This window comes from Burkholderia sp. Bp8991 (assembly GCF_003853795.1).
Taxonomy (GTDB): domain Bacteria; phylum Pseudomonadota; class Gammaproteobacteria; order Burkholderiales; family Burkholderiaceae; genus Burkholderia.
The window spans coordinates 185,019-206,391 of sequence record NZ_QTQJ01000005.1; the positions used below are offsets into that span (position 1 = coordinate 185,019).

The window sequence follows — 21,373 nt, forward strand, 5'->3', positions numbered from 1 at the left end:
CCGACGCCGCCCGCAGGCGGCGCCAGCTTATGCGACGCGCTTCGCCTGATCGGCGACATCGGCCGCCGGGCTCAGGAAGCGTTCGCGAATCGATTTCGCGATGCCCGCGCCGTCGAGGCCGCATTGCGACAGCAGCTTCGCGGGATCACCGTGATCGATGAACTGGTCAGGGAGGCCCAATTGTATTACGGGTCGGATAACCCCACTCTCCATCAGGGCTTCGACGCAGGCCGAGCCCGCACCGCCCATCACGCAGCCTTCCTCGACCGTGACGAGGTAGTCGTGCGTCTCGGCGAGTTCACGCACGAGCGCCGCATCGACCGGCTTCACGAAACGCATGTTCGCGACCGTGGCGTCGAGCTCCTCGCCCGCCGCGAGCGACGGCGCGACCATCGTGCCGAACGCGAGGATCGCGACGCGCTTGCCTTCCGGCTGCGACGTACGGCGACGCACTTCACCCTTGCCGAGCGGGATCTCGGTGAATTCCTTCACCGTCGGCACGCCGGTGCCCGCGCCGCGCGGATAGCGCACCGCGGTCGGGTTCGGCTGCTGCAGCGCCGTGTGCAGCATCTGGCGGCACTCGTCCTCGTCGGACGCGGCCATGATCGTCATGTTCGGGATGCAGCGCATGAACGCGAGATCGTATGCGCCCGCGTGCGTCGCGCCGTCGGCGCCGACGAGGCCCGCGCGGTCGATCGCGAACACGACCGGCAGGTTCTGCAGCGCGACGTCGTGGATCAGCTGGTCGTACGCACGTTGCAGGAACGTCGAGTAGATCGCGACGACGGGCTTCAGCCCTTCGGTCGCGAGACCGCCCGCGAACGTCACCGCGTGCTGCTCGGCGATGCCGACGTCGTAGTAGCGATCCTTGAAACGCTTCTCGAACTCGACCATGCCCGAGCCTTCGCGCATCGCGGGCGTGATGCCGACGACGCGCGTATCGCGCTCGGCTTCATCGCACAGCCATTCGCCGAATACTTGCGTATAAGTCTTTTTCGCAGGCGTGGCCGACGGCTTGATGCCTTCCGCCGGGTTGAACTTGCCGGGGCCGTGATAGAGCACGGGATCCGCTTCGGCGAGCTTGTAGCCCTGGCCTTTCTTCGTCACCACGTGCAGGAATTGCGGGCCGCGCAGTTCGCGGATGTTCTGCAGCGTCGGGATCAGCGAATCGAGATCGTGACCGTCGATCGGGCCGATGTAGTTGAAGCCGAACTCCTCGAACAGCGTGGCCGGCACGACCATGCCCTTCGCGTGCTCCTCGAGCTTGCGCGCGAGTTCGAGCACCGGCGGCGCCACGCTCAGCACGCGCTCGACGCCCGCACGCGCGGCCGCGTAGAAGCGGCCCGACATCAGGCGCGCGAGATGGCGGTTCAGTGCGCCGACCGGCGGCGAAATCGACATGTCGTTGTCGTTGAGGATCACGAGCAGCTTCGCATCCTCCGACACGCCCGCGTTGTTCATCGCCTCGAACGCCATGCCGGCCGTCATTGCGCCGTCGCCGATCACCGCGATCGAGAAGCGGTCGTCGCCGTTCAGCTGGCTGCCGATCGCCATCCCGAGCGCCGCCGAGATCGACGTGCTCGAGTGCGCGGTGCCGAACGTGTCGTATTCCGACTCGCTGCGGCGCGGGAAACCCGAGATGCCGTCGTACTGGCGCAGCGAATGCATCTGGTCGCGGCGGCCCGTCAGGATCTTGTGCGGGTAGGTCTGGTGACCCACGTCCCAGACGATCCGGTCGTTCGGCGTGTTGAACACGTAGTGCAACGCGATCGTCAGCTCGACCGTCCCGAGGTTGGACGACAGATGGCCGCCCGTCTTCGACACGCTGTCGAGCACGAACGCGCGCAGTTCATCCGCGAGCGGTTGGAGTTGGCGACGATCGAGGCGGCGCAGATCCGCCGGGTCGTCGATGGTTTTCAGCAAGTCGTACATCGTCGTTCCATTGTAGGAAATCAAACGCGCCCGCATTCTATTGCACGCACCGTAGCGTGTGCGCAGCGGCGGGCTTCGCGTCAGCTGACCCGGTTCACCACCAGGTCGGCAAGTTCGGCGAGACGCTGTGCGCGTGCGCCGAACGGTTTCAGCGCATCATGCGCTTCGGCGCGCAGCTGGGCTGCGAGCTCACGCGACGCGTCGAGGCCGAGGATCGATACGTAGGTCGGCTTGTCGTTCGCCGCATCCTTGCCGGCCGTCTTGCCGAGCGTCGCCGAATCGGTCGTGACGTCGAGAATGTCGTCGACGACCTGGAAGGCCAGACCCACGGCCCCCGCGTAGACGTCGAGCGCGGCCATCGCCTCCGCCGACGGCGTGTCGCCCGCCAGCGCGCCCATCCGCACGGCCGCGCGCAACAGCGCGCCCGTCTTCATCCGGTGCATCGTCTCGAGCTGCTCGCGCGTCAGCTTGAGGCCGACGCTCGCCAGGTCGATCGCCTGCCCGCCGGCCATGCCGATCGAGCCGCTCGCCAGCGCCAGCTCGCGCACGAGCGCGGCCTGCTGCACCGGCGACAGCGCGGCGGCGTCGGTCAGCGCGACGAAAGCCTGCGACTGCAGCGCATCGCCGACCAGCAGCGCCGTCGGCTCGTCGTACTGCACGTGCACGGTCGGCTTGCCGCGTCGCAGCGCGTCGTCGTCCATGCACGGCATGTCGTCGTGCACGAGCGAGTAAACGTGGATCATCTCCAGCGCCGCCGCTGCCGCGTTGCGCGCCGCTTCGGTCGCGCCGGTCAGTTCGCCTGCTGCATGGCACAGCAGCGGGCGAACGCGTTTGCCGCCGCCGAGGACCGCGTAGCGCATCGCTTCGTGGAGTTGCGTGGGCACCACGTTGTCAGCCGGCAAATAGTGGTCGAGTGCGTCCTCGACACGGTCGAGCACGGACCGCATCCATTGTTCGAATGTCATAGATCGTCGTCTTCGCCGTCCGTGGCGGCCGTTCCGGACGAAAGCGGCTTCAGCGTCGCGCCGTCGAGCACGCGAACCTGCTGTTCCACTTTCTCGAGCTGCTGTTGGCAAAACGCAACGAGAGTCGCACCGCGGCGATACGCAGCGAGCGAATCCTCGAGGCTCAACGTGCCGCCTTCCATCCGGGCAACCAGCGTCTCGAGTTCCGCGAGCGCCGTTTCATAGTTGTCCGGCAACGGTTCGGTGCCATTGCCGGGCGGGGTGGCGCCTTGGGATGCGGTTTTCGCCATGGACGAGGGTGTCAAATTTCAAAACAAGTCGGACATTCTACGGCAAAAGAGAATTTTCCGACCTGCCGACTTGGCACCCTGGCACGCATTCGGGCCCCTTCTTCGACACACATTGTGCGCCACCCGATCGCCGCCGGACAAAAAATTGACACAAATCAGGCACTTAATCCTAGCCTTGCGAGGCGAACCGGGTATAATTCCGCGTTTCCCTAAATCGATTTTTCGATGGTTGGGTTGTTCACTGCTTTCACGCTAACACCGGGAGTGGGAATGTCCAATCTGAGCGATGCGCTTCAGTTGAAGTCGGCTCACAGCCAGCTTCCAGTCACTGCATACTTCGATGAGGCGCTGCTCGAGCGCGAGATCGAAACCCTCTTCAAGAAAGGACCTCGTTACGTCGGGCACGAGTTGATGGTGCCCGAGGCGGGGGATTATTTTGCGCTGCCGTCCGAGAAGGAAGGCCGCGTGCTGGTCCGCAACCCGGCGAACCAGATCGAACTGCTGTCGAACGTGTGCCGCCACCGGCAGGCGATCATGCTGAACGGGCGCGGCCACACGCAGAACATCGTGTGTCCGCTGCACCGCTGGACGTACGATCTGGAAGGCCAGCTGCTCGGCGCGCCGCACTTCCCCGACAAGCCGTGCCTGAACCTCGGCAAGAGCCCGCTGCAGAACTGGCAGGGGCTGCTGTTCGAGGCCGAAGGCCGCAACGTCGCGCGCGATCTCGCGAACCTCGGCACGAAGCATCACTTCGACTTCTCCGAGTATCACTTCGATCACGTCGAAGTGCACGAGTGCGATTACAACTGGAAGACGTTCATCGAGGTCTACCTCGAGGATTACCACGTCGTCCCGTTCCACCCGGGCCTCGGCAGCTTCGTGTCGTGCGACGATCTCAAATGGGAGTTCGGCGACTGGTACAGCGTGCAGACGGTCGGCGTGCACAACGCGCTCGCGAAACCGGGCAGCGCGACCTACAAGACTTGGCACGAGCAGGTGCTCAAGTTCCGCAACGGCGTGCCGCCGGAGTTCGGCGCGATCTGGATGGTCTACTACCCGGGCCTGATGATCGAATGGTATCCGCACGTGCTCGTCGTGTCGTGGCTGATTCCGCGCGGCCCGCAGAAGACGACCAACATCGTCGAGTTCTACTACCCCGAGGAAATCGCGCTGTTCGAGCGCGAGTTCGTCGAGGCCGAGCGCGCCGCCTATATGGAAACGGCCATCGAGGACGACGAAATCGCGATGCGGATGGACGCAGGCCGCCGTGCACTGATGGCGCGCGGCGAATCGCAGGTCGGCCCGTACCAGAGCCCGATGGAAGACGGCATGCAGCACTTCCACGAGTTCCTGCGTCGCCATCTCGGCGATCTCTGACCTGCGCGCGGTGCTTGCGCGCCGCACGGCATTCGGCATATGAAAAGACGGGTTCCGGCCCGTCTTTTTTTGTTTAGACTTGGAGTATCAGGCCGTTTGCACTCCAGGGAGCCGTCATGCCACATACCCACTACACCACGCTCATCTCAGCAACCAATCTCGCCGAGCGCCTGGCCGCGGCGCCGGGCAGCGTTGCCGTGTTCGACTGCCGCTTCGATCTCGCCGATCCGGGCGCAGGCGAAGCCGCCTACGCTGCCGGCCATATCGCGGGCGCACAGTATCTCCATCTCGACCGCGACCTGTCCGGCCGCAAGACCGGCACCAACGGCCGCCATCCGCTGCCGACCCGCGACGCGCTCGCCACGCTGCTCGCCAGCCGCGGCGTCAAGCAGGGCCAGCAGGTCGTCGCCTATGACGCACACGGCGGCGCCTATGCGGCGCGCCTGTGGTGGCTGCTGCGCTGGCTCGGGCACGATTCCGTCGCGGTGCTCGACGGCGGCCTGCAGGCATGGGAAGCAGCCGGCCAGCCGCTGACCGCCGACGTGCCGCACCCGGCCGCCGGCGACTTCCGCGCGGCAGCCCCGCTCGAATCGACGGTCGACGCGGCGGCCGTGCTCGCGAACGTGACGTCGGCCCAGCGCGTCGTGATCGATGCGCGCGCGCCGGATCGCTATCGCGGCGAAAACGAAACGATCGATCGTGTCGGCGGCCATATTCCCGGCGCACGCAACCGGTTCTTCAAGGACAATCTGGCTGCCGACGGCCGCTTCAAGACCGGCCACGAACTGCGCGAGACGTTCACCGCGCTGCTGGCCGGCACCGAACCGAACAACGCGATCCTGCAATGCGGATCCGGCGTGACCGCGTGCCACAACGCACTCGCGCTCGAGATCGCCGGGCTTCACGGTGCGTCGCTGTATCCGGGCTCGTGGAGCGAATGGAGCGCCGATCCGTCGCGGCCGATCGCGACCGGCCCGAACCCGTAAGCACCGGCGCGACACGTCGACGAGGCGACGGCATCTGCCGCCTCGTCGCTTACATCACGCCGTACTTGTGGAACCACTCGATCGCGCGCTTCCAGCCGTCCTCGGCATCGCCCTTCACGTAACTCGGCCGGTAATCGGCGAAGAACGCATGACCGGCATCCGGATAGACGACGATCTCCGATTGGCGCGCGAGCTTCGAATCGCTCGCCTGGATCGCCTTGCGCATGTTCGCGAGCGCCGCCTGCGTGATGTTCGTATCCTTCTCGCCGTACAGCCCGAGCACCGGCACCTTCAGCAACGACGCATGATCGACCGGATTGAACGGTGTCATCTCGTCGGTCTTGCCTTCGACGAACCCGTACCACGCGACGGCCGCCAGCACGTGCGGATTGTGCTCCGCATACAGCCACGCCTGGCGGCCGCCCCAGCAGAATCCCGTCACGCCGAGACGCGACAGGTCGCCGCCGTTCTTGCCGGCCCACGCGACGGTCGCATCGAGATCCTCGGTGACCTGACGGTCCGGCACCTTGTTGACGATGTTGTCGACGAGCGCCTGGATGGTCGGATACTTCGACGCGTCGCCCTGGCGCGCGAACAGGTCGGGCGCGATCGCGAGATAGCCGAGCTTCGCGAAGCGACGGCAGACGTCGGCGATATGCGCATGCACGCCGAAGACCTCGTGGATCACGATGACGACCGGCAGGTTCGTCTTGCCGACCGGCTGCGCGCGATACGCGGGGATGCTCGCGTCGCCCGAGCGGATCTCGATGGTGTCGACGTCCAGCCCGGCGCTGTCGGTCGTGATCGTCTGCGCCGACACGGGCAGCACGGCCGCCGCGAAGGTGCCGCCCAGCGCGGCCTGCATGAACTTGCGGCGCGAGAACGGAACACGGGGAACCAGGCTGTCGACTTCGGGTTTCAACATGAATGCACTCCTCGATTGGGCGCCGCCGTCACGGTCATGGCTTGGACCTGACGGGGCATCGCGCCGGCGGACGGCGCGGATGTCGCGGCGGTTGACACTCCGCCGCAAGCGGAAACCCGCACAAGATGCCCAATAATCCGTTGTCACGTCAACTGTCAGATGTGTAAGACTCGATTACGAAGGCGTAATCCGGCGGCGTCCGTAACGGTATCGACAACCGCGATCCGGCCCGGCAAGTTCATCCGCGGCGCACATGCGGCAAGCGCCTTCACGCGCTCGAATGCTTGCGGGTCGGCACGAAACGACGCGCAATAGAGATGTGCAATAAACAGGCCCGGCACGCGAACGCACGACCACCCTGCACTTGAAACGACAACGGGCAGGAAATGCGCGCGATGCGCATTTCCTGCCCGCCCGGCGCACGAACGTGCGGCCGCGTCAGTGCAGCTTGACGCGCGGCAGCGTCGTGCGGCGCAGCCAATGCGCGACCGTATCGAGCATCATGCGCGGATAGCCGTGCAGCGCCGCGATGTGCAGCCGGTACAGCGACATGTACATGAAGCGCGCGAACAGCCCTTCGATCAGCATGTTGCCGCCGATCAGCCCGCCCATCAGGTTGCCGACCGCGCTGAAATGACCGAGCGACACGAGCGATCCGAAATCGCGATACGTGAATTCCGGCAGCGAACGCCCGTCGAGCCGGCAACCGATCGCCTTCAGCAGGAAGCTCGCCTGCTGGTGCGCCGCCTGCGCGCGCGGCGGCACGTTGCGCTCGTTGCCGGGCCATACGCAGGCCGCGCAATCGCCGAGCGCGAATACGTTGTCGTCGGTGAAGGTCTGCAGCGTGCGGCGCACGTCGAGCTGGCCGAGCTTGTTGACCTGCAGGCCGTCGAGATTCGACAGCACGGACGGCGCCTTGATGCCGGCCGCCCAGACCGTGAGATCCGCACGCACCGTCTTGCCGCTCGCGGTGTGCACGAAACCCGGCGCGACTTCGGTCACGCGCTCGGCGAGCATCAAGCGCACGCCGAGCTTTTCGAGCAGCTCGGCCGTTGCCGTCGATACGCGCTCCTGCAGCGCGGGCAGAATCCGCGGCCCCGATTCGATCAGCACGATGCCGACGTCGTGCTGCGGGTCGAGCTTGTGCAGCCCGTAGACGGACAGCACCTGCGCGGTATTGCGCAGCTCGGCGGACAACTCGACGCCCGTCGCGCCGCCACCGACGATCACGACCTGGATGCGCGGTTCGGCCGCCGCCCCGGGCGCGGGCTGCGCCGGCGCCTGATGCTCGGCGCGCATGCACGCGGCGATCAGGCGCTTGCGGAAGCGCTCGGCCTCGCCGACCGTATCGAGCGCGATCGCGTTTTCGGCCGCGCCCTGCACGCCGAAGAAGTGCGTCGTGCTGCCGATCGCGATCACGAGCGTGTCGTATTCCAGGTCGCGCGCCGGCAGCAGCTCCGCGCCGTCGCTGTCGTTGACGGGCGACAGCGTGATGCGCTTCGCCGTGCGGTCGAGCGCGGTCAGTTCGCCCTGCTGAAACTCGAAGCCATGCCAGCGCGCCTGCGCCGCGTATTCGAGCTCCTGCGTGAACGGGTCCATGCTGCCGGCCGCGACCTCGTGCAGCAACGGCTTCCAGATGTGAGTCGGATTGCGGTCGACGAGCGTGACGAGCGCACGTGCGGGACGATTGCCGCGCGCGCCGTAACGGTCGCCGAGCCGCGTCGCCAGTTCCAGGCCGCCTGCGCCGCCGCCTACGATGATGATCCGATGCATCTGATTCCCCCTTTGCGATTCGAAACTGCTGCCGCCGCACGAGGCAGACGCGATGCGTTCGCGCCGCCCGTTGGATTAACCGGTTCGGACATCATCGATGTGCAGTTCGAAACACTTCGATGCGTCCGATGCCGGAACACGGGGCGCGCTGCCCCCGCGACAATGACCTGACTGACTTGCATTGTCCGGGAGCTTGCGCGTTGACCACAAGCAAACCATCTCGATATTCAGCATCCCTGCAACAATATGCCGCGGGAAACGGGAATCGCACGGGGGTGCGTCAGTGTGCCTCTTCCCAGTTCGCGCCGGCGCCCACTTCGGCGACCAGCGGCACCTTCAGCTTCGCCACGCCGCACATCATTTCCGGCAGCTTCTCGCGCACGAGCGACAGTTCTGCGTCGGGCACCTCGAGCACCAGTTCGTCGTGCACCTGCATGATCATCCGTGACGCGAGCCGGTCGCGCGTGAGCCAGTCGTCCACCGCGATCATCGACAGCTTGATCAGGTCGGCCGCCGTGCCCTGCATCGGTGCATTGATGGCGGCGCGCTCGGCGGCCTGACGGCGCGGGCCGTTGCCGCCGTTGATCTCCGGCAGCCACAGGCGGCGGCCGAAAACGGTTTCGACGTAGCCCTTCTCCTTCGCCACCGCGCGCGTGTTTTCCATGTACTGCGCGACGCCCGGGTAGCGCGCGAAATAGCGGTCGATGTAGAGCTTCGCCGCATCGCGCGTGATGCCGAGGTTCGACGCGAGGCCGAACGCGCTCATCCCGTAGATGAGCCCGAAGTTGATCACCTTCGCGATCCGGCGCTGGTCGGAATTGACCTCCAGCGGCGTCACGCCGAACACTTCGGCGGCGGTTGCGCGGTGGATGTCCTCGCCCTGCGAGAACGCGCGCAGCAGCGACGCGTCGCCGGAAATGTGCGCCATGATCCGCAGCTCGATCTGCGAATAGTCGGCCGACACGATGCGGTGCCCCGGCGATGCGATGAACGCCTCGCGGATCCGCCGGCCTTCGGCCGTGCGCACCGGAATGTTCTGAAGATTGGGATCGTTCGACGCGAGACGGCCCGTGACCGCGACCGCCTGCGCATAGTTCGTGTGCACGCGGCCCGTTGCGGGATTCACCATGCGCGGCAGCTTGTCCGTGTAGGTCGACTTCAGCTTCGACAGCCCGCGATGCTCGAGCAGCAGCTTCGGCAGCGGGTAATCCTCGGCGAGCTTCTGCAGCACTTCCTCGTCGGTCGACGGTGCGCCGCTCGGCGTCTTCTTCACGACCGGCAACTGCAGCTTCTCGAAGAAGATCTGCCCGATCTGCTTCGGCGAGCCGAGATTGAACTCGCCGCCCGCCAGTTCGTACGCCTGGCCCTCGAGCTCGATGAGCCGCGTCGCGATCTCGCTGCTTTGCGCCTGCAGGCGTGCGTCGTCGATCAGCACGCCGGTGCGCTCCATCTTGCGCAGCACGAGCGACACCGGCATCTCGATCTCGCGATACACGCGCTCGAGGCCCGCCTCGCGCGCGACCTGCGGATACAGCGCCTGATGCAGCTGCAGCGTGATGTCCGCATCCTCGGCCGCATACGCCGCGGCCTGCTCGAGCGCCACTTCGTCGAAGCCGATCTGCTTCGCGCCCTTGCCGGCCACGTCTTCATACTTGATCGTCTTGACGCCCAGATGACGCAGCGCGAGGCTGTCCATGTCGTGCGTCCGGTGCGATTCGAGCACGTACGATTCGAGCAGCGTGTCGTGCTCGATGCCGTTCAGCGCGATGTCGTAGTTCGCGAGCACCTGCGCGTCGTACTTCAGGTGCTGGCCGACCTTCTTGCGGTCGGCCGATTCGAGCCACGGCTTCAGGCGCGCGAGCACGTCGTCGATCGGCAGCTGCTCGGGCATGTCGGGGCCGCGATGCGCGACCGGCAGATACGCGGCCTTGCCCGGCTCGACCGAGAACGACAGGCCGACGAGCCGCGCGGTCATCGGATCGAGCGACGTGGTTTCGGTGTCGAACGCGGTCAGCGCGGCCGCGTCGATCTTCGCGAACCATGCGTCGAACTGCTCCCAGGTCTGGATCGTGTCGTACTCGCGGACGATGTCTGCGGCCACCACCGGGGCGGGGTCACCTTCCGGCGCATCGGCGCCGCCGCCTTCGGCGGGCGCGCTGTCGACTTCGCGCAGCCACGTCTTGAAGCCGTAGCGCGCGAAGATGTCGCGCAGCAGGTCGCGTGCTTCGCCGTCGCTCTTCAGCGACGCTTCGATCGATTCGAGATGCGGCGCGAGATCGCAGGCCGTGTCGACGGTCACGAGCTTGCGGCCGAGCGGCAGGAAGTCGAGCGCGCGGCGCAGGTTGTCGCCGACCACCCCCTTGATCTCGCCTGCGTGTTCGATCACGCCGTCGAGGCTGTCGTATTGCGACAGCCACTTCACGGCCGTCTTCGGCCCGCACTTCTCGACGCCGGGCACGTTGTCGACGGTGTCGCCGATCAGCGCGAGGTAGTCGATGATCCGCTCGGGCGGCACGCCGAACTTCGCGACCACGCCGTCGCGATCGAGCGTCTCGTTGGTCATCGTGTTGACGAGCGTGACGTGATCGGTGACGAGTTGCGCGAGGTCCTTGTCGCCGGTCGATACGATCACGTTCATCCCGTGCCGTTCGGCTTCGCGCGCGAGCGTGCCGATCACGTCGTCGGCCTCGACGCCCTCGACCATCAGCAGCGGCCAGCCGAGCGCGCGCACGGCGCCGTGAATCGGTTCGACCTGCAATGCAAGATCGGGCGGCATCGACGGACGGTTTGCCTTATAGTCGGCATAAAGGTCGTCGCGGAACGTCTTGCCCTTTGCATCGAACACGCAAGCGCTATACTCTGCACTGACTTCCTTGCGCATACGACGCAGCATGTTGATGATTCCGTAGAGCGCTCCGGTCGGCTCCCCGCCAGGGCCACGCAAATCAGGCATCGCATGGTAAGCCCGATACAGATAGCTCGAACCGTCAACCAATAGCAGGGTCTTACCTTCCAGATTTCGTTCTTCAGGCATTATGAACAAGAGAAAAGTGATTCCGAGTCTGCGTTCGCTCGCAGATCAAGAACGCGCGACGGCCAAGAAGGCGCGCGCATCGTGGCAGATGTTCACGATTATGGCAGAGTTTATCGAGGCGACCGAGTACCTGTCGGAGATCCGCCCGGCCGTCAGCATCTACGGTTCTGCCCGCCTGAAGCCCGATACGCCGCACTACAAGTTGGCCGTGCAGATCGCGCGCAAGCTGTCCGACGCCGGCTTCGCGGTGATCTCCGGCGGCGGCCCCGGCATCATGGAAGCCGCGAACAAGGGCGCGCACGCCGGCAAGGCGCCGTCGGTCGGCCTGAACATCGAGCTGCCGCACGAACAGGCCGGCAACCACTACCAGGACATCTCGCTGCGCTTCCGCCACTTCTTCACGCGCAAGGTCACGTTCGTGAAGAACTCCGACGCGGTGATCGTGATGCCGGGCGGCTTCGGCACGCTCGACGAACTGTCCGAAGTGCTCACGCTGATCCAGACGAAGAAGTCGCGCCTCGTGCCGATCATTCTCGTCGGCAGCACGTTCTGGCAGGGGCTGCTGCAATGGTTCCGCGACCAGTTGATCCCGAACGGCCTCATCAATCCGGAAGACATGGACCTGATGCAGGTGATCGACGATCCCGACCAGGTGCTCGACGCCGTGCTCGCGTTCTACGAGGACAGCGGCGAGGAAGAAGGCGCGGACGGCGACGATCATCCGCCGCGGCCCGAAGAAGACCGCATGTTCTATCTGTAATTCGATCGGCTCGATGGCCGGCCGTCGCGGCCGGCATCCCGCTTCCCGCGCGGCAGGCATGGCGATTCCGCCACCTGCCGCGCGTCATTTTGTAACGCCGCGTTAATCCCGCAACGCGGCGACGCACCGTCGAATGTCAAATTCGGGCGGCCGGTGCCGCACAACGCCTTCGACGCGTGCCACGCCCGGGACCGACCATTGTCAAATCACGCTGCCGTCCATCGGTCCAGCCGGCCGGCCTGACGTCAATCTGCCGTAACAAATGCCGCTCGCCTTTTCCGTGCGGCGCCCGCACACTGCCTCTTGTCGGCGTGGCGTCCCCCCGGTGGAACGATCCCCCCTCGCGTCCATCGCGTCGCGCCGGCCTTTTGACAACGACATCACGGAAAACAACATGAAACGTTCGCTGATCGCCCTCGCCTTCGCCGGCCTCGGTGTTTCGCTGTCCGGCCTCGCCCACGCCGTCAACGTCGACGTCAACATCGGCACGCCCGCGCCGGTCGTCGTCGCGCCCGCGCCTGTCGTGGTCGCACCGGCTCCCGCGGTCATCGTCGGCTGGCACGGCGATCGTTACTGGGACGGCCGCCGCTACTGGGAACGCCGCGAGTGGGAAGATCACGAGCGCCATCATGGTCACGGCGGCTATCACTGCCCGCCGGGACACGCGAAGAAGGGTGAGTGCTGAGCATCCGAGTGCGGGTTCGATCGGGCTCGCGCACTGCAGGACAAAGAACAAGGCCGCACGTGAACGAAAGTTCGCGTGCGGCCTTTGTCGTTACGCCCGCGGCTTGCGCGGCGTTCACATCACTGGAACGCCACTTCCGCGAAGCTCCGCAGCTTGCGGCTATGCAGCTTGTCGAGCCCGTTCGTGCGCAGGATCTCCATCGCCTTCACGCCGATCTGCAGATGCTGGTCGACCTGCCCGCGATAGAACGTGTCGGCCATGCCCGGCAGCTTCAGCTCGCCGTGCAGCGGCTTGTCGGACACGCACAGCAGCGTGCCGTACGGCACGCGGAACCGGAACCCGTTCGCGGCGATCGTCGCGCTTTCCATGTCGAGCGCGATCGCGCGGCTCTGCGACAGCCGCTGCACGGGTTCGCGGTGATCGCGCAGCTCCCAGTTGCGGTTGTCGACGCTCGCGACCGTGCCCGTGCGCATCACGCGCTTCAGTTCGGCGCCTTCGAGACGGGTGACCTCGGCCACGCCGCGCTCGAGCGCGAGCTGCACTTCGGCGAGCGCCGGGATCGGCACCCACAGCGGCAGGTCCGCATCCAGCACGTGATCCTCGCGCACGTAACCGTGCGCGAGCACGTAGTCGCCGAGGCGCTGCGTGTTGCGCAGGCCCGCGCAGTGGCCGAGCATCACCCACGCGTGCGGTCGCAGCACCGCGATGTGATCGGTGATCGTCTTCGCGTTCGACGGGCCGACACCGATGTTGACCATCGTGATCCCGCTGCCGTCCGCGCGCTTCAGGTGATATGCAGGCATCTGCGGCAGCCGCGGCGGCGCGGCGCCCTCGGCCGGCTCGCTGCCGAGGTTCGCGTTGTACGTGATGACGTCGCCCGGCTCGACGAACGCGCTGTACTGGCTGCGGTACGCGCGCACCTCGGGATCGTCGCTCTCCGTCATCATCGTGCGGCCGAGCTTCACGAATTCGTCGATGTAGAACTGGTAGTTCGTGTAGAGCACGTAGTTCTGGAAATGCGTGGGCGACGTCGCCGTGTAGTGACGCAGCCGGTGCAGCGAGAAGTCGACGCGCGCGGCGGTGAACAGCGCGAGCGGATGCGGCTCGCCGGGCGCCGGCTCGAACGTGCCGTTGACGATGCGGTCGTCGAGGTACGACAGGTCGGGCGTGTCGAAGATGTCGCGCATCGCGAGCAGGCGGTCGCGGTCGAGCTCGCCTTCGAGGTGGATGCCTTCGGGAAACGCGAAGTGAACCGGAATCGGCTGCGACGACACGCCGATCTCGATCTTCACATGGTGATTCTTCGACAGCAGGCGCAGTTGCTCGCGATAGTAGTTCGCGAACAGGTCGGGGCGCGTGACGGTCGTCTCGAACACGCCGGGACCCGCGACGAAACCGTACGAACGGCGCGAATCGACGTGCGTGTTGACGTCGGTACGAATCCGCACGAACGGATAGCACGCACGCACGTGCTCGGTGATCGGTTCGTGGCGGCGATAACGCGCGAAGGCATCGCGCAGGAAGCCCGTGTTGGTGTCGTAGATGGCCGACAGCCGCGCGACGGCGGCGACGGAATCGTCGAATGCTTCGACGGGCGGACTCTCGGGCGTCAGCACCCGATGCCGGCGGCTCAAATCGTTCTTCATTTTCATCACCTCGTCTGATCGAACGACATTACCACGGAACCCGGTCATGCTCATGGCCACTCGCTTGCACGCCGCTTGCACGCGAGGGCCGGGCCGCGCGCAGTATTTGCTAAAATCGGAAGGTTCACTGGAGACTCATCATGAAGCCGCTCATTCTCGTCGCCGCTGCCGCCGTGTTCGCGGGCACGTTTGCCGCTGCCGGCGCCGCTTACGCCGCCGGCGGCACGCCCGACGCCGACGCGCAGGCCCGGGCCGAGGCCAACGAGGCCGCCGGCCTGCCCGATCTCCGCAAGATCAACCGGCCGGGCGCCGAAGTCACGTCGAAGGTCGACTTCGCCGACATCCGCCGCACGCCGAGCTTCCACGCAAAGAGCAAGAGCGGCACCGAGGTCACCGAGTATCGCGATCGCGGCAAGCCGGTCGAAATCGACGTGAAGTCGAACTTCGGCACGCGCTACCAGATGAGCTCGACGCTCGACACGTCGCCGAAGCCGCACGACGCGGGCGTCCCGATCACGCGCCTGCCGTCGGTCAACCTGCGCTACTGATTTCCTGCCGCGCCGCGTCGGTCCCGACGCGGCGCGCCGGCATTCCCTTCACCTCCTGTCGCGCCGCACGCCGCGCGCGTGCCGACAACTGACCAGACGCATCTCGCATGGCCGTTTTCACCGCTGTTTCCGACTCCGATCTCGCGCAATGGATGCGCCACTACGAACTGGGCGACGTGCTGGCGTTCCGCGGCATTCCGTCCGGCATCGAAAACAGCAACTTCTTCCTGACGACGACGCGCGGCGAGTACGTCCTGACGATCTTCGAAAAGCTGACGGCGGAACAGCTGCCGTTCTACCTCGACCTGATGCGCCATCTGGCGAGCCACGGCGTGCCGGTGCCGGATCCGGTCCCGCGCGACGACGGCGCACTCTTCGGCGAGCTGCACGGCAAGCCGGCGGCGATCGTCACGAAGCTCGACGGCGCCGCCGAACTCGCGCCGGGGGTCGAACACTGCATCGAGGTCGGGCAGATGCTCGCGCGCCTGCACCTCGCGGGGCGCGACTATGCGCGTCACCAGCCGAACCTGCGCAGCCTGCCGTGGTGGCAGGAGAACGTGCCGGCGATCGTCCCGTTCGTTTCCGACGCGCAGCGCACGCTGCTCGAGGACGAACTCGCGCACCAGGCCGCGTTCTTCGCGTCGGACGACTACGCGGCGCTGCCGGGCGGCCCGTGCCACTGCGACCTGTTCCGCGACAACGTGCTGTTCGCGCACGCGGCTCCCGGCACCGGTCATGACGTACGGCTCGGCGGCTTCTTCGATTTCTATTTCGCGGGCTGCGACAAATGGCTGTTCGACGTCGCGGTCACCGTCAACGACTGGTGCGTCGACCTCGCGACGGGCGTGCTCGACGTCGCGCGCGCCGATGCGCTGGTGCGCGCCTACCAGACGGTCCGGCCGTTCACGGCCGAGGAGCGCCGCCACTGGTGCGACATGCTGCGCGCGGGCGCGTACCGCTTCTGGGTGTCGCGCCTGTACGACTTCTACCTGCCGCGCGCGGCCGAAATGCTCAAACCGCACGATCCCGGTCATTTCGAACGCATCCTGCGTGAGCGTATCGTCCACACGCCCGCGCTTCCCGAGACCCATACCGCATGCAACTGATCGAAGTGCCCGCGAAAGCGGGCTATGTCTGGTTCCGACAAGGCATCTGGCTGTTCCGCCGGAACCCGCTCGCGTTCATCACGCTGTTTTTCACGTACCTGCTGGCGATCACGCTGGTGTCGATGGTGCCGGTGATCGGCGCGGCGCTGCCGCTGCTGTTCATCCCCGGCATCGCGGTCGGCTTCATGGCGGCATGCCGCGACACGGTGGCCGGCAAGCCGGTGATGCCGACGATCCTCATCGACGGCTTCCGCTCGTACGGCACCGCGACGACGCAGCGGCTGCTCGTGCTCGGCGTGGTCTATGTCGCGCTGATGGTGCTGGTGTTCGCCGCGTCGTCCCTCGTGGACGGCGGCGGGCTGCTCCAGATGATGCTCGGCGCCACGAACGAAGCGAGCCCGACGCCGGAAACGCTCGCCGCGCAAGGCACGCTCGGCGCGCTGCTGCTGGCGACGCTGCTCTACGCGCCGGTCGCGATGCTGTTCTGGTTCGCGCCGGTGCTCACCGCGTGGCACGACATTCCGCCCGCCAAGGCGCTGTTCTTCAGCATCGTCAGCTGCTGGCGCAATCGCGGCGCATTCGTCGTGTACGGGCTGCTGTGGTTCGGCGTCGCGCTCGGCACGTCGTTCGGCCTGTCGCTGCTGCTGCAGGCGCTCGGCGCCGGCGCCTATGTGCTGACGATCATGATGCCGGTGACGATCCTCATCGTCACGATGATGTACTGCTCGTTCTACGCGACCTATCGCGGCTGCTTCGGCGTGCAGGAACCGGGCGCCGCGACGCCCACCACCGGCCGCTGACGCCGTTCGGCCGGCGCCCGCCGCCGGCCGTCCATCCCTCCTCCCGGCCGGCCCGGCGCGGATCCCCGGCGCCACGCCCCACCCCTGTTCAACCGAATCTTTTGCGCGCAAAATAATTTGCGTACAAATCGTTAGCGCGTCCGCCGCGCCGCCCGAATCATGGACCGCCTGCCCCCGCTGCCCCAGACGCTCGACGAGCAACTGTGCTTCGCGCTCTACTCGACATCGCATGCGATGACGAAGGCGTACAAGCCGCTGCTCGACAAGCTGTCGCTGACCTATCCCCAATATCTGGCGATGCTCGTGCTGTGGGAGCGCGACGATATTGCCGTAAAGGACATCGCCGCCCGCCTCGACCTCGATCCGGCCACCGTCACGCCGCTGCTGAAGCGGCTCGAGGCACTCGGCTACGTCGAACGCGTGCGCAGCGTCACCGACGAGCGCATCGTCAACGTGCGCTTGACGACGGAAGGCCGCGCGCTGAAGGACAAGGCGCGCTCGGTGCCCGCCGATCTCTTTTGCGCGATGCAGCAAACGCCCGAGTTCCTGGTCAGGCTGCGCGCGGATCTCCAGCAGTTGCGCCACGCGCTGTCGGCCGCCAACGAAGGCTGACGAACCCGCGGTCGCAAACGGCTCGGCACTGCCGGGCCTTTTCTTCAAAATTTCATTTGCACACAAATCATTTGTGTTCTATATTTTCCTCGTGGCCGGCGACACCCGTCCGACCGGACCGCTTCCTCCCATTCTTCCGACAGGAGCTGCACCATGAACATTCTGTACAAGACCAGCGCCACGAGCACGGGCGGCCGCGACGGCCGCGCGGTATCCGCCGACAACCGGCTGGAAGTGAAGCTGGCCGCGCCGCGCGAGCTCGGCGGCACGGGCGCGGAGGGCACGAACCCGGAACAGCTGTTTGCCGCAGGTTACTCGGCCTGTTTCCTCAGCGCGATGAAATTCGTCGCGGGCCAGAACAAGCAGACGCTGCCGGCCGACACGCAAGTGACCGCGGAAGTGGGCATCGGCCCGAACGACGCAGGCGGCTTCGGGCTCGACATCGAACTGCGCGTGTCGCTGCCGGGGCTCGACAAGGCCGATGCGCAGGCGCTGGTCGACAAGGCGCACCACGTGTGCCCGTACTCGAACGCGACCCGCAACAACGTGCCGGTGCGCCTGACGGTCGTCTGACGCGACGCACGACGTCGAATGCAAAAAGGGCGTGTGCGGCTGCTTGCCGCACACGCCCTTTTGCGTGATTCGCCGGACCGGCTGACATGCCGGCCCGCGCTGCGCTGCTTAACGCGAGCCGAACGAGAACGGACGGTTCATCGCCGCTTCGCGATCGATCTTGCGCATGCGGAATTCGAGATCGTAGATGTCGGTTGCTTCGGAAAGGTACGCGTCGGCGCGCTCTTTCGCGGCCTTTTCAGCGTTCTTGGTCAGCATCAGGAAGAGGTGGCTCAGCAGGTACATGGTCGATCTCGCAATCCAAAGGTTCTTTGACTAGGGTTTTCCCGAATTATAGGGAAAACCCTAGCCTTTGGCCAGCGTCGATCGGAAGGTGCGTCGTCAGGTCGCCACAGTGCGGCGATTCTCTTCGAAAAAGGTCCAGATCATTGCGCTCGCATCGGGGCCTACCGCCGCGTGGAACGGCACCGCCTCGTCGCCGCCCGACCATGCATGATCGAGCCCTTTCACGTGACAGAGCCGCACGATCGACTCACCGTCGCGACGCACGTCGGTGATCTGCGCGCCGGCCTCGCGCGTCTCCACCCGCTCGCCGCCGCGCAGTGCGCCGCGGCTGTCCGCGAGCCCGTTCAGGCGCATGAACTGCACCGTCAGCTGGTCCGCATTCTTCGGTGCGACGACATGGTCGCCGTCGCCCTGCACGATCAGCACCGGCATGCCCGGATAGGCCCCGGTGTCGACCAGCGTGTCGACCACCGCAGCCGGGTTCTGCCGCAGGCCGCGCCGCATCACGTCCATCGCGCTGATCCCGGAATTCGCCTCGCCGAGCGCGGGGCCCGAATGCAGCGCGACCGCCGCGAAGCGGTCCGGGTGATGCAGCGCGAGCAGCGCCGCCAGGCCCGCGCCGGCAGACAGCCCGGCGACGTAGACGCGCGATGCATCGAAGCCGTGCTCGTCGACGAGCGCATCGACGAGCGACGCGACCGCATCCGCCTCGCCGCGGCCCGCGCGGTCGGTGTCTTCATACCAGTGCCAGCAGCCGTGCGCATGCGCACGCAGCGACTGCTCCGGATACAACACCGCGAAACCGTACTTGTCGGCCAGCAGGTTCATCCGGGTGCCCTGCGCGAACTCGTCGACCGATTGCTGGCAGCCGTGCAGCATCACGACCAGCGGTATCGCGCCGCGCCGGCGGCCAGGCGGGACGTACAGGCCATAGGCGAGCTGCTGGACCAGGCGGCCCAGCGCGGGCGCCATCGGATGCTCGCCGCGCGTCCACTCGCCGGCCGCCCAGGCGGCCGCGCGCGGACGCACGCGCGACTCACGTGGCGGGGACAGATCGGTTGCGGCGGGCGATGCGGCGGCCTCGAGCGTATCGCGCGCGATCCGCTGGGCCTCGCGCGCCGCGCGTTTGGCGGCCGGAGACAGCATTCGTTTCATGCCGCCTAGCCATACCTTCGTCAGACTTTTGGTCATCAATCGGGCTCGCAGTCAGGAAAAATAGGGATACGACACGGGGTGCATCATTCGACTTTGTGCAATGCACCATAACATTGTTTCTGGGATTTTTCCTGCGCGCGGAGAGTTCCCCTCGGCGCAAAAAACGGGCCTCGAACACACGCGGCGCTATACTGGGGTTTGGCCGCTTGTATCCGTTGTAGTCGTTCTTCCCGGCTCGCGCGTTGATTTAAGCATTCGTTCCGCCCCTGCTCGTTCCCCTCCCGATGTTCGACCTGCCCTCTCACCTGTGGATCACGATCACCGCGTTCGGTGGCGCCGGCCTGACCTTGCCGCTCGCGATCACGATCGCCGTATGGCTCGCGCTCGGCTACTCGTGGCAGCGCGCGGCCGCGTGGCTCGGCGTGCTCGCGGCCGCGATCGGGGTCGTCGCGCTCACGAAGATCGCCTTCCTCGGCTGGGGAATCGGCATCCGCGCGTGGGATTTCACGGGATTCAGCGGCCACGCGATGCTGTCGACGTCGGTCTATCCCGTCGCGATCTTCCTCGCGCTGATCCGCACGCGCACGCCGGTGCGGATCGCCGGCATCGCGCTCGGGCTCGCGGCCGGCATCGCGGTCGGCGTGTCGCGCGTCGCGCTCGACGCGCATTCGCCGTCCGAATCGATCACCGGCTGCATCGTCGGCGCGATCGCCGCGCTGGCGTTCATCGCCGGCTCGTGGCACGCGGTACCGCACCGCTGGTCGGTGGCGGCGGTCGTCGCGAGCCTCGCGCTCGTCACCGTCGCGCTGCACGGCATCACGGTGCCGTCGCACCGCTGGGTCACCAAGGTCGCGCTGGAGCTGTCGGGGCACGAGCGGCCGTTCGTCCGCGCCCGCTGGAAAGCGAATCCGAACTACCGGCCGGCATCGCAGCCGTCGTCGCTGCAGCGCACCGATTCGTCGCAGCCGCTGCTGCACGCGTGACGGGCCGCACGCACGTCATCCGGTCACCGTTCAAGTCTGAAGATCCTCATGCGCGCCATCGCATGAACGGTATGTCGAGCGTTATAACCCGCCCTATATTACGATTACGGTTTCCAACCATTCAAACGCCCCGACCATGCGCTCGACCGTTCGCCCGCTTCGCCGCACCCTGCTCCGCCTGCTGCCGCTCGCCGCGCTTGCCGCGGGCATCGCGTTCAGCGCGCCGGCTTGCGCTGCCGACGAACTGGTCGTGTCGGCGGCCGCGAGCCTGACGAACGCGTTCAAGGCCGTCGGCGATGCGTTCCAGAAGCAACATCCGGACACCAAGGTGCTGTTCAACTTCGGCGCGTCGGACGTGTTGATGCAGCAGATCGCCAAGGGTGCACCGGCCGACGTGTTCGCCTCGGCGGACCAGAAGGCGATGGATCGCGCGGTCAGCGAAAAGGTCATCGTGCCGGGCACGCGCCGCGATTTCGCGGCGAACTCGCTCGTGCTGATCGTGCCGGCGGACAGCCGTGCGGCCGCGCCGACGTCGCTGAACGACCTGGCAGCGCCCGGCGTGAAGCGCATCGCGTACGGCGACCCGGCGTCGGTGCCGGTCGGCCGCTACACCGAAGGCGCGCTGCGCGCGGCAGGCGTGTGGGACGCCGTCAGCGCGAAGGGCGTACTGGCCGCCAACGTGCGCCAGAGCCTCGATTACGTCGCGCGCGGCGAAGTCGACGCGGGCTTCGTGTTCGGCACCGACGCGGCGATCATGCCGGGCCGCGTGAAGGTCGCGCTGACCGTGCCGACGCAGACGGCCATCACCTATCCGATCGCGGTGGTCAAGGACAGCCGCCATGCCGCGCAGGCGCAGTCGTTCATCGACTTCGTCGCGTCGCCGCAGGGCCAGGCCGTGCTGGCGACCTTCGGTTTCAAGCCCGCGGGCAAGTGAGCGC

At 66.5% G+C, this 21,373-nt stretch carries 20 protein-coding genes; 11 read left to right on the plus strand and 9 right to left on the minus strand.

The features are described from left to right. Positions 1 to 27: 27 nt before the first annotated feature. The 3 genes from dxs to DIE02_RS08075 all read right to left on the minus strand — a co-directional run bounded on the left by dxs (position 28) and on the right by DIE02_RS08075 (position 3,187). Positions 28 to 1,932 carry a 1-deoxy-D-xylulose-5-phosphate synthase gene (dxs, locus tag DIE02_RS08065; protein ID WP_044845272.1) on the minus strand — a complete coding sequence of 635 codons (1,905 nt, stop codon included), beginning with the start codon at positions 1,930 to 1,932 and terminating at the stop codon, positions 28 to 30. Between the two features lie 80 nt (positions 1,933 to 2,012). After that, positions 2,013 to 2,897 (minus strand): polyprenyl synthetase family protein, encoded by an 885-nt coding sequence (locus DIE02_RS08070; RefSeq protein WP_124486429.1) that lies wholly within the window; start codon positions 2,895 to 2,897, stop codon positions 2,013 to 2,015. Continuing rightward, on the minus strand, positions 2,894 to 3,187 hold the full coding sequence (locus DIE02_RS08075) for an exodeoxyribonuclease VII small subunit (protein WP_044845270.1): 294 nt from the start codon (positions 3,185 to 3,187) through the stop codon (positions 2,894 to 2,896). Before DIE02_RS08075 ends, DIE02_RS08070 begins: the two co-directional genes overlap by 4 nt. Positions 3,188 to 3,457: 270 nt before the next feature. Here DIE02_RS08075 and DIE02_RS08080 point away from each other — a divergent pair, with 270 nt between their 5' ends. Continuing rightward, positions 3,458 to 4,564, plus strand: coding sequence for an aromatic ring-hydroxylating dioxygenase subunit alpha (locus DIE02_RS08080; RefSeq protein WP_044845269.1), 1,107 nt, complete (start codon positions 3,458 to 3,460; stop codon positions 4,562 to 4,564). A 116-nt stretch (positions 4,565 to 4,680) separates the two neighbouring features. Beyond that, positions 4,681 to 5,550, plus strand: a complete 870-nt coding sequence (locus tag DIE02_RS08085) for a sulfurtransferase (protein ID WP_124486430.1) — start codon at positions 4,681 to 4,683, stop codon at positions 5,548 to 5,550. Between the two features lie 49 nt (positions 5,551 to 5,599). Here DIE02_RS08085 and DIE02_RS08090 read toward each other — a convergent pair whose 3' ends face one another. From DIE02_RS08090 to polA, 3 genes are all read right to left on the minus strand, one after another. Then, the gene (locus tag DIE02_RS08090; protein WP_124486431.1) at positions 5,600 to 6,475 is read right to left on the minus strand and encodes a dienelactone hydrolase family protein; all 876 of its coding nucleotides are present in this window, start codon (positions 6,473 to 6,475) and stop codon (positions 5,600 to 5,602) included. Positions 6,476 to 6,913: 438 nt separating this feature from the next. Continuing rightward, positions 6,914 to 8,248 carry an NAD(P)/FAD-dependent oxidoreductase gene (locus DIE02_RS08095; RefSeq protein ID WP_044845266.1) on the minus strand — a complete coding sequence of 445 codons (1,335 nt, stop codon included), beginning with the start codon at positions 8,246 to 8,248 and terminating at the stop codon, positions 6,914 to 6,916. A 280-nt stretch (positions 8,249 to 8,528) separates the two neighbouring features. Continuing rightward, positions 8,529 to 11,282, minus strand: a complete 2,754-nt coding sequence (polA, locus tag DIE02_RS08100; protein ID WP_124486432.1) for a DNA polymerase I — start codon at positions 11,280 to 11,282, stop codon at positions 8,529 to 8,531. Between the two features lies 1 nt (position 11,283). On the opposite strand from polA, the gene DIE02_RS08105 reads away from it, so the two are divergent. Both DIE02_RS08105 and DIE02_RS08110 read left to right on the plus strand, forming a co-directional pair. Further along, positions 11,284 to 12,042 (plus strand): TIGR00730 family Rossman fold protein, encoded by a 759-nt coding sequence (locus DIE02_RS08105; protein WP_044845264.1) that lies wholly within the window; start codon positions 11,284 to 11,286, stop codon positions 12,040 to 12,042. 394 nt (positions 12,043 to 12,436) lie between these two features. Further along, complete coding sequence (locus DIE02_RS08110) at positions 12,437 to 12,727, plus strand: hypothetical protein (RefSeq protein WP_044845263.1); 291 nt, start codon at positions 12,437 to 12,439, stop codon at positions 12,725 to 12,727. Between the two features lie 119 nt (positions 12,728 to 12,846). Here DIE02_RS08110 and DIE02_RS08115 read toward each other — a convergent pair whose 3' ends face one another. Beyond that, positions 12,847 to 14,373: an AMP nucleosidase gene (locus tag DIE02_RS08115; RefSeq protein WP_044845316.1), complete on the minus strand. Its 1,527-nt coding sequence runs from the start codon at positions 14,371 to 14,373 to the stop codon at positions 12,847 to 12,849. 140 nt (positions 14,374 to 14,513) lie between these two features. On the opposite strand from DIE02_RS08115, the gene DIE02_RS08120 reads away from it, so the two are divergent. The 5 genes from DIE02_RS08120 (at position 14,514) to DIE02_RS08140 (ending at position 18,012) form a co-directional block, all read left to right on the plus strand. Continuing rightward, positions 14,514 to 14,921: a hypothetical protein gene (locus DIE02_RS08120; protein WP_044845262.1), complete on the plus strand. Its 408-nt coding sequence runs from the start codon at positions 14,514 to 14,516 to the stop codon at positions 14,919 to 14,921. Between the two features lie 107 nt (positions 14,922 to 15,028). Further along, the gene (locus tag DIE02_RS08125) at positions 15,029 to 16,027 is read left to right on the plus strand and encodes a homoserine kinase (protein WP_124486433.1); all 999 of its coding nucleotides are present in this window, start codon (positions 15,029 to 15,031) and stop codon (positions 16,025 to 16,027) included. After that, entirely contained in the window at positions 16,018 to 16,827 is an 810-nt protein-coding gene (locus DIE02_RS08130; protein ID WP_124486434.1) for a BPSS1780 family membrane protein, read from the plus strand. The genes DIE02_RS08125 and DIE02_RS08130 overlap by 10 nt, the downstream gene beginning before the upstream one ends. 159 nt (positions 16,828 to 16,986) lie before the next feature. After that, the gene (locus DIE02_RS08135; RefSeq protein WP_044845259.1) at positions 16,987 to 17,439 is read left to right on the plus strand and encodes a MarR family winged helix-turn-helix transcriptional regulator; all 453 of its coding nucleotides are present in this window, start codon (positions 16,987 to 16,989) and stop codon (positions 17,437 to 17,439) included. Between the two features lie 153 nt (positions 17,440 to 17,592). After that, on the plus strand, positions 17,593 to 18,012 hold the full coding sequence (locus DIE02_RS08140) for an organic hydroperoxide resistance protein (protein WP_040139352.1): 420 nt from the start codon (positions 17,593 to 17,595) through the stop codon (positions 18,010 to 18,012). A gap of 108 nt (positions 18,013 to 18,120) precedes the next feature. On the opposite strand, the gene DIE02_RS08145 is transcribed toward DIE02_RS08140, so the two are convergent. Together DIE02_RS08145 and DIE02_RS08150 are read right to left on the minus strand one after the other, a co-directional pair. Then, entirely contained in the window at positions 18,121 to 18,297 is a 177-nt protein-coding gene (locus DIE02_RS08145) for a DUF3563 family protein (protein ID WP_006753395.1), read from the minus strand. A gap of 96 nt (positions 18,298 to 18,393) precedes the next feature. Further along, the gene (locus DIE02_RS08150; protein WP_124486435.1) at positions 18,394 to 19,488 is read right to left on the minus strand and encodes a PHB depolymerase family esterase; all 1,095 of its coding nucleotides are present in this window, start codon (positions 19,486 to 19,488) and stop codon (positions 18,394 to 18,396) included. Positions 19,489 to 19,736: 248 nt separating this feature from the next. Between DIE02_RS08150 and DIE02_RS08155 the strand changes: the two genes are divergently transcribed. Then, entirely contained in the window at positions 19,737 to 20,435 is a 699-nt protein-coding gene (locus DIE02_RS08155) for a phosphatase PAP2 family protein (RefSeq protein WP_124486436.1), read from the plus strand. A 136-nt stretch (positions 20,436 to 20,571) separates the two neighbouring features. Then, a complete protein-coding gene (gene modA / locus DIE02_RS08160) occupies positions 20,572 to 21,369 on the plus strand; it encodes a molybdate ABC transporter substrate-binding protein (protein WP_124486437.1) in 798 nt (265 codons plus the stop codon). Positions 21,370 to 21,373: the final 4 nt, after the last annotated feature.

Bases quoted from the DNA above. Each gene is read 5' to 3' on its own strand.
- DIE02_RS08110 (WP_044845263.1), top strand. From the start codon at position 12,437: ATGAAACGTTCGCTGATCGCCCTCGCCTTCGCCGGCCTCGGTGTTTCG.
- DIE02_RS08140 (WP_040139352.1), top strand. From the start codon at position 17,593: ATGAACATTCTGTACAAGACCAGCGCCACGAGCACGGGCGGCCGCGAC.
- DIE02_RS08105 (WP_044845264.1), top strand. From the start codon at position 11,284: ATGAACAAGAGAAAAGTGATTCCGAGTCTGCGTTCGCTCGCAGATCAA.
- DIE02_RS08075 (WP_044845270.1), bottom strand. From the start codon at position 3,187: ATGGCGAAAACCGCATCCCAAGGCGCCACCCCGCCCGGCAATGGCACC.
- DIE02_RS08070 (WP_124486429.1), bottom strand. From the start codon at position 2,897: ATGACATTCGAACAATGGATGCGGTCCGTGCTCGACCGTGTCGAGGAC.
- DIE02_RS08085 (WP_124486430.1), top strand. From the start codon at position 4,681: ATGCCACATACCCACTACACCACGCTCATCTCAGCAACCAATCTCGCC.
- DIE02_RS08090 (WP_124486431.1), bottom strand. From the start codon at position 6,475: ATGTTGAAACCCGAAGTCGACAGCCTGGTTCCCCGTGTTCCGTTCTCG.
- DIE02_RS08145 (WP_006753395.1), bottom strand. From the start codon at position 18,297: ATGTACCTGCTGAGCCACCTCTTCCTGATGCTGACCAAGAACGCTGAA.
- DIE02_RS08135 (WP_044845259.1), top strand. From the start codon at position 16,987: ATGGACCGCCTGCCCCCGCTGCCCCAGACGCTCGACGAGCAACTGTGC.
- DIE02_RS08125 (WP_124486433.1), top strand. From the start codon at position 15,029: ATGGCCGTTTTCACCGCTGTTTCCGACTCCGATCTCGCGCAATGGATG.
- DIE02_RS08120 (WP_044845262.1), top strand. From the start codon at position 14,514: ATGAAGCCGCTCATTCTCGTCGCCGCTGCCGCCGTGTTCGCGGGCACG.
- modA (WP_124486437.1), top strand. From the start codon at position 20,572: ATGCGCTCGACCGTTCGCCCGCTTCGCCGCACCCTGCTCCGCCTGCTG.
- DIE02_RS08155 (WP_124486436.1), top strand. From the start codon at position 19,737: ATGTTCGACCTGCCCTCTCACCTGTGGATCACGATCACCGCGTTCGGT.
- dxs (WP_044845272.1), bottom strand. From the start codon at position 1,932: ATGTACGACTTGCTGAAAACCATCGACGACCCGGCGGATCTGCGCCGC.
- polA (WP_124486432.1), bottom strand. From the start codon at position 11,282: ATGCCTGAAGAACGAAATCTGGAAGGTAAGACCCTGCTATTGGTTGAC.
- DIE02_RS08130 (WP_124486434.1), top strand. From the start codon at position 16,018: ATGCAACTGATCGAAGTGCCCGCGAAAGCGGGCTATGTCTGGTTCCGA.
- DIE02_RS08115 (WP_044845316.1), bottom strand. From the start codon at position 14,373: ATGAAGAACGATTTGAGCCGCCGGCATCGGGTGCTGACGCCCGAGAGT.
- DIE02_RS08080 (WP_044845269.1), top strand. From the start codon at position 3,458: ATGTCCAATCTGAGCGATGCGCTTCAGTTGAAGTCGGCTCACAGCCAG.
- DIE02_RS08095 (WP_044845266.1), bottom strand. From the start codon at position 8,248: ATGCATCGGATCATCATCGTAGGCGGCGGCGCAGGCGGCCTGGAACTG.
- DIE02_RS08150 (WP_124486435.1), bottom strand. From the start codon at position 19,488: ATGACCAAAAGTCTGACGAAGGTATGGCTAGGCGGCATGAAACGAATG.